Consider the following 6047-nt stretch of genomic DNA (forward strand, 5'->3'; position numbering starts at 1 on the left):
GCTCACATTGCCTTCAAACGCGATGCAAAACGGACATGCATGACCAAGCCCAAGGTGAGGGTGGAGAGCGCCCACATCCATAGGTAAGTCATGTCGATACCGGGAATCGAATGGTAGCTGTCGAAGAAGCTGAGACGCATGCTCTCGATCCCATGGACAATCGGGTTCCAGAGCAGATATTGCTGATACTGGGCGGGCACATAGGTCACCGGAAAGATCACACCGGATATCAGCAGCAGAGGCAATGTGATGATCTTTACCACACGTCCGACCTCCGGTACGAGGCCGGATGCCACCGATAGCAGAACGCCAAGTCCGACACCCAGCATCCAGAGTGAGAGCCAGTCCATCATCACGCCAAAGGCGTGATCTGGCATCATATTAATCTTTAGTAGAGAGCCGATAACAATGAAGAGTAAAAAAATGAAACTGCGTATTACCCCTTCGACAAAGCACCGTATTAATACAGGATCAATTGGTAATATTTGACGATAGGTAAATAGCCCTCTGTTCGATTCTACTGCGCCCATCGGTCGGGTCATGGCTTCTCTGAACAAGTAGAAACCCATGAGTCCAACAATCATCCAGGGAATAAATTCTGCCCCTGTAATGTTTTGACCACCCCTGATATAGGCACGGATAAAAATCATCACCGCGATGGTGGCGATGGGTTCGAAGATCATCCAGAACCAGGCCATGCGATCCGCCATGGTTCTGGCAATCATTTCGCGCAGGTACATCGCCGACCAGACATCCCAGGTGACCCGCATGGGATGACGGGTGGAATCCGGAATGTGTTCCGTATTTGTCGCCATTTAACGTTCCCGCGCCTGTCGACACTCAGCCGGACAGGCGCTCATACAATGCTTGACTTGAAGAGAAGCTTACAGATCCAGCGCGACCTTGGTCGCCACGGCTACCTGATAAAGAATCTGCGTGATGCTGGTCGCCAGCTCGATGTTGCTGGTCGGCGCGGCCGGCAGCACCATGATCTCGTCACCGGCGCGAACGTCGGTGTCACCGGCATGGATGACCGCGCCGTTGCGATGCACCACCAGCACCTGGTCGTCATCCGCGCGTGGCGTGAAGCCGCCGGCCTGGCGGATATAGTCCTCGGCACTCATGCCCGGGGTATAGACCATGGCCTGCGGAATCGTCACTTCGCCGCTCAACAGCACGGAGTCCGAGCTTTCCGGAATGGTGACCACATCGCCATCCTGCAGGCGGATATCGGCGATATTGTCACCCCGCGCGACGACCAGCCTGCCGGTCGGTTTGGTCTGGCGTGCCTTCTGCACGAAGCGTTCGATCAGTTCGGCCTGGCGAACCTGAATCTCGCCTTCGCCGGTCGTCCGCGCCGGATAGCCAAGATAGGTCTGCTCCAGCCGGTCCAGGCTCTCGTTGAGCGACTCTTCCTGCTGTTCGGCGACACTCTGGCGGCGGATGGAGACATCCTGATAGCTGGTCATGCTCTTGGGCACGCTGATCGCGTTGAGAAACTCGCCCAGGTGGGCGTCACGCGGCAACACGTAGCGTGAAGGGCCGTAATAGCTCCCTTCGACCTGTACCACGATACTCTCGCTGCGCTGGTCAGCACTGAACAAGACCTCGTCACCCCGCCGTACATTGGCGGTGCGGAATTCGTTGAGCGTCAGGTAGCGCGCCAGGGGGCCATCCGGGCGGTCACCGCGCAGCAACACGTGGGTGACGCCGGAACGCAGGCGCGCCAGGTTGATCACGTCGCCCCCGGTCAGGGTCTCCCCTGCCAGCTCGTAGCGGAATGGGCGCTCGACGTCACCCACCACCGCCACGGCCGGGCCGCGCGCTTCGACCACGATGGTGTCGCCATCGCGGAACTGGGTCTGCGGCATATTGCCGTTGATCAGGAAATCGTAGAGATCGATGGTGTCGACGGTACGGCCACCGCGCTTGATCGCGATCTGGCGATAGCTGCCCAAAGCCTGGTCGATGCCACCGGCCTGGTCGAGGAAATAGAGCATCGAATCGCTGGGCGTGCCGGAGTAGCGGCCCGGATTCTTGACATAGCCGGTCACGAATACTCCTACCGGCTGAACGCCCTGCAGGTTGGTATAGACCTCGACGTTTTCCGGGTAGACCGACTTGATCGCCGCGGTGACGCGGGAGTTGAGTCCACTGTTCGAGGTGCCCTGGACGTTGAGCGGCCCGATCCCCGGTAGGAAGATATTGCCCTGGGAGTCCACCGTCAGCACGCTCTGCATCTCGGTGCCGCCCCAGACGCGCAGGTTGATCTGGTCACCCGGCTTGATGGTGTAGCCGGGGTTCAGGCCATCCGCCATCACACCCCGGAATCCGCCGGTAAACAGGTTGGCGCCGAACGGCGGTAGCGTGTTCGGGTCGACCTTCTCCTGCTGACTCGGATCGACGGGGCCGTAGTTCGAGCTGTTCCAGTTGGCGCGGGGTTGATCGTTTACGGCCTGCTGCTGGGCTTGCTGGCCCTGCTGCTGACCGTTGGCCCCGGGGGCCTGGGAGGTCATCGACTGGGCCTGCTGATCCTGCGGCACGATACTGCCGGACCCGAAGGATTGCGCGTGCGCCAGACCGACGTTCAGGCACGCTACCGCCACCAGGCACCCGGCCCGGAAAAACGATGCTGCATGTTTCATGCAAGACTTCCTGTTGTGTTCACACGGCTCGAGGCCTGCTTTCAAACGGTTCGAAGCACGATCAGGCGGTCCGATAAACAACCTGACTGATCGAAAAACGATACACGCGGAGGCAGGCACCAAAGCAGGGGATTTTTGTTACCGAGTGCTGGAGCCTGCCAACACCTGCGTGACCAGACGCTGGGCGTACCAGCCGTTGTCCTTCACGAGACACGCCACTTGCGCGCGCTGGGCAGTCTGGGGCGCGCCCTGCCGGGCAACGTCCAGATGCGCGCAGAGTCGGCCGCTGGCCGCGAAGTAGCGCTCCTGGACGATAACGGAGACATTGGAGCCCCACGGGCTCTTGGGAAAGGCAGAGATACTGCCCGGCGTGGCGTTGTCGAGAAAACTGGAGATTTCGGGGCCCAGGGCTGCGGCGCCCTGCATGGTGCCGACATTGTTGCCACCGTAATGGCCCTGCGATGCGCAGCCCGCGAAGGTCACGGCCAGAGCCCCCACCGCTAACCACCTTCCGAAGCGGCTGCAGCCGGCGGAAACCCCGTTGAAAACGTTTGGCATGTTGTCTGTTTAACCTGATGGACGAAAACACTGAAAACCGGTAAGCAGCCGCCCCCCTCGGCGGTCGCTTCCGGTGGATCGGCCTGCTGTCGCAAGACACGCCGGCGCTCAGTGTGGTCTCAGGAAACTTACCTGCAGCACCATCCCTGATGCGCTCGTGAAGCGAACTGAAGTCAGGCCGAATCCATAGCCTAATAACCCCACGATTGTATGGTGCCAGCAAGGGCTTGCCTACAACGAAAACGGTGCATCTCTAGGCGTGGAGGTATTGCGGACGTTACGCTACGTAACTATTTAAACATGAGTTCCTTCAGCCATCTATGGCAAAAGGCTTACACGTCAATGAGTAAGGCCCGCTCCAAACGCGTCGGAGGGGCCTGTTACCGAATGCAAGATGACGCTGGAGGGAGGGACGCTAGCCGATGACGTTCAGCCGCTTGAGATTGCTGATCAGCGTTTTCGCCACTTCTTCGATGGAGAGTTCGCCCGCATTGATGACGATGTCCGGGTTCGTCGGCGGTTCGTAGGGAGAGCTGATACCGGTGAAGTCGTCGATCTCGCCGGCCCGCGCTTTTCGATAGAGCCCCTTCGGATCGCGCTCTTCGCACACATCCAACGAGGTATTGACGAAGACCTCGATGAACTCGCCGCTGTCGACCATGTCGCGCACGATATCCCGGTCGCGCTGGAACGGTGAGATGAATGACACGAGTGCGATCATCCCGGCGTCGACCATCAGCTTGGCCACCTCGCCCACGCGGCGAATGTTCTCCTGGCGGTGATCGTCACTGAAGCCCAGGTCGCCGCAGAGCCCGTGGCGAACATTGTCGCCATCCAGCAAATAGGTGCTGTAGCCCATGCCGAACAGTTGGCGCTCAAGCGCGTTGGCGGAGGTCGATTTCCCCGCACCGGAGAGCCCGGTGAACCAGATGATGCACGGTTTCTGGTGGTTGCGCTCGGCCCGGCGCTGTTTGGTCACCGCCATATCGTGCCAGACGATGTTGCTGGCGCTGAGCGTGTCGACCACCATGCCGGCGCCGACCGTCACGTTGGTCATGCGGTCGATGATGATGAAGTTGCCGGAGTGCGGCGAGCGCACGTAGGGGTCCAGCGCCAGCGGCTGCTTGACCTCGATCTGGCAGCGCGCAATACCGTTGAGCGGAAGATTCTGTGCCTGATGCCGCTCCAGCGTATTGACGTCGGTCTGGTGGATGATCCGCGCCACGCGACCGCTGACGACGCTGGTGCCCGCCTTGAGCTCGTACTCGCGCCCGACTTCCAGCGGCGTATCGTGCATCCAGACGATGTCCGCCGTGAACGCCGTGGTCGGCTCCAGCTTGCTATCCGCTGTCACCAGCATGTCGCCACGGGAGATATCGATCTCGTCTTTCAGGGTGACGGTGATCGCCTGGCCGGGATAAGCGGCTTCCAGTTCGCCATCGTAGGTGATCAGGCTCTCCACGCTGGAACTCTTGCCGGAGCCGAGCACGCGAATGACATCGCCCGGGCGGAGAATGCCGGCGGCCAGCGTGCCGCAGTAGCCACGGAAGTTGAGGTTGGGCCGGTTGACGTACTGCACCGGGAAGCGCAGATCCTCGAGGTTGCTGTCGTGCTTGACGTCGACACGCTCCAGCAGCGGCAACAGCGCCTCGCCGCCGCTCTTCGCATACCAACTCATGTTCTCGCTGGGATTGACGACGTTGTCGCCCTCCAGCGCCGAGATGGGCACGAAGTGCAGGTTGGCATCGTTGAGATTGGTCGAGAACCGCTGATAGTCGGCGACGATCTCGTCGTAGCGCGTCTGGGAGTAGTCGACCAGGTCCATCTTGTTGATGGCGACGATCAGGTGGCGGATGCCCAGCAGCGAACAGATATAGCTGTGGCGCCGGGTCTGGGTCTGTATGCCGTAACGCGCATCGATCAGGATGATCGCCAGGCTCGCGGTGGAGGCCCCGGTGGCCATGTTGCGGGTGTACTGCTCATGGCCCGGGGTATCGGCGATGATGAACTTGCGCTTGTCGGTGGAGAAGAAACGGTAGGCGACATCGATGGTGATGCCCTGCTCCCGCTCCGACTGCAGACCATCCACCAGCAGTGCCAGATCGACCTTGTCGCCGGTCGTCCCGCTGGTCTTCGACGCCTGGGTGATCGCCGCCAACTGGTCTTCGTAGATCATCTTGGAGTCGTGCAGCAGCCGCCCGATCAGGGTCGACTTGCCGTCGTCGACGCTGCCGCAGGTGATGAAGCGCAGCAGGTCTTTCTGCTCGTGTTCCTTCAGGTACTCGCTGATGTTGTCGGCGATCAGATTCGATGTGTGTGACATTGGGCAACCCCTAGAAATTAAGAGGGAAGAGCGAAGAGGTGAGAAAAACCGATCAGCACGCGTCGAAGTCAGACTGCTTACGAATCAAGCCCGTCAACATGGCGGCGATCTCTTTGGTTTCTGCTACCCACTGGTGCCCTTTCTCTCGATTTATATAGTCGATTTCCATACCGATGTAGATCTGAGTCCTGAGCTCGGCACAGGACCCCTTTGCGATATAAAGAAACTTGGTTCGGTCCTTGACGGTGGGTCTGGTCATACCCTCCGCGATATTGCTCGGCACGGAGAGGCCGGAACGAGTGATTTGGTCCTTGAAGCCGTAATCTCTGGAGTCGGCGAAATGGCGGTACAAGTCGGCTGACAATCGAGCCGATCGCTTCCAGACTTCCAGGCGCTCAAAGTCCATCGCTCTTACCTCTTCCGACTTCCCTCTTCCGTCTCGGGCTTCTAGCGCGCCTCCGGCGCGCTAGAAGTACCCCTCCCGCTTCTTCTTCTCCATCGAGCCTACCTGGTCCCGGTCG

5 protein-coding genes are annotated in these 6047 nt (G+C 59.9%); all 5 read right to left on the bottom strand.

The window, feature by feature from the left end; translation table 11 throughout:
* Positions 1–2: 2 nt before the first annotated feature.
* On the bottom strand, positions 3–815 hold the full coding sequence (locus DOM45_RS10955; protein ID WP_205909432.1) for an ABC transporter permease: 813 nt from the start codon (positions 813–815) through the stop codon (positions 3–5).
* A 69-nt stretch (positions 816–884) separates the two neighbouring features.
* Positions 885–2645 carry a polysaccharide biosynthesis/export family protein gene (locus DOM45_RS10960; protein ID WP_110600356.1) on the bottom strand — a complete coding sequence of 587 codons (1761 nt, stop codon included), beginning with the start codon at positions 2643–2645 and terminating at the stop codon, positions 885–887.
* Between the two features lie 138 nt (positions 2646–2783).
* Entirely contained in the window at positions 2784–3143 is a 360-nt protein-coding gene (locus DOM45_RS10965; RefSeq protein WP_162302617.1) for a DVU3141 family protein, read from the bottom strand.
* A 475-nt stretch (positions 3144–3618) separates the two neighbouring features.
* Positions 3619–5526 (bottom strand): sulfate adenylyltransferase subunit CysN, encoded by a 1908-nt coding sequence (cysN, locus tag DOM45_RS10970; protein ID WP_110600360.1) that lies wholly within the window; start codon positions 5524–5526, stop codon positions 3619–3621.
* Between the two features lie 52 nt (positions 5527–5578).
* Positions 5579–5932: a four helix bundle protein gene (locus DOM45_RS10975; protein WP_110600362.1), complete on the bottom strand. Its 354-nt coding sequence runs from the start codon at positions 5930–5932 to the stop codon at positions 5579–5581.
* Positions 5933–6047: the final 115 nt, after the last annotated feature.

Origin of the sequence: Salinicola lusitanus, assembly GCF_003206045.1 — a bacterium.
Lineage (GTDB): Bacteria > Pseudomonadota > Gammaproteobacteria > Pseudomonadales > Halomonadaceae > Salinicola > Salinicola lusitanus.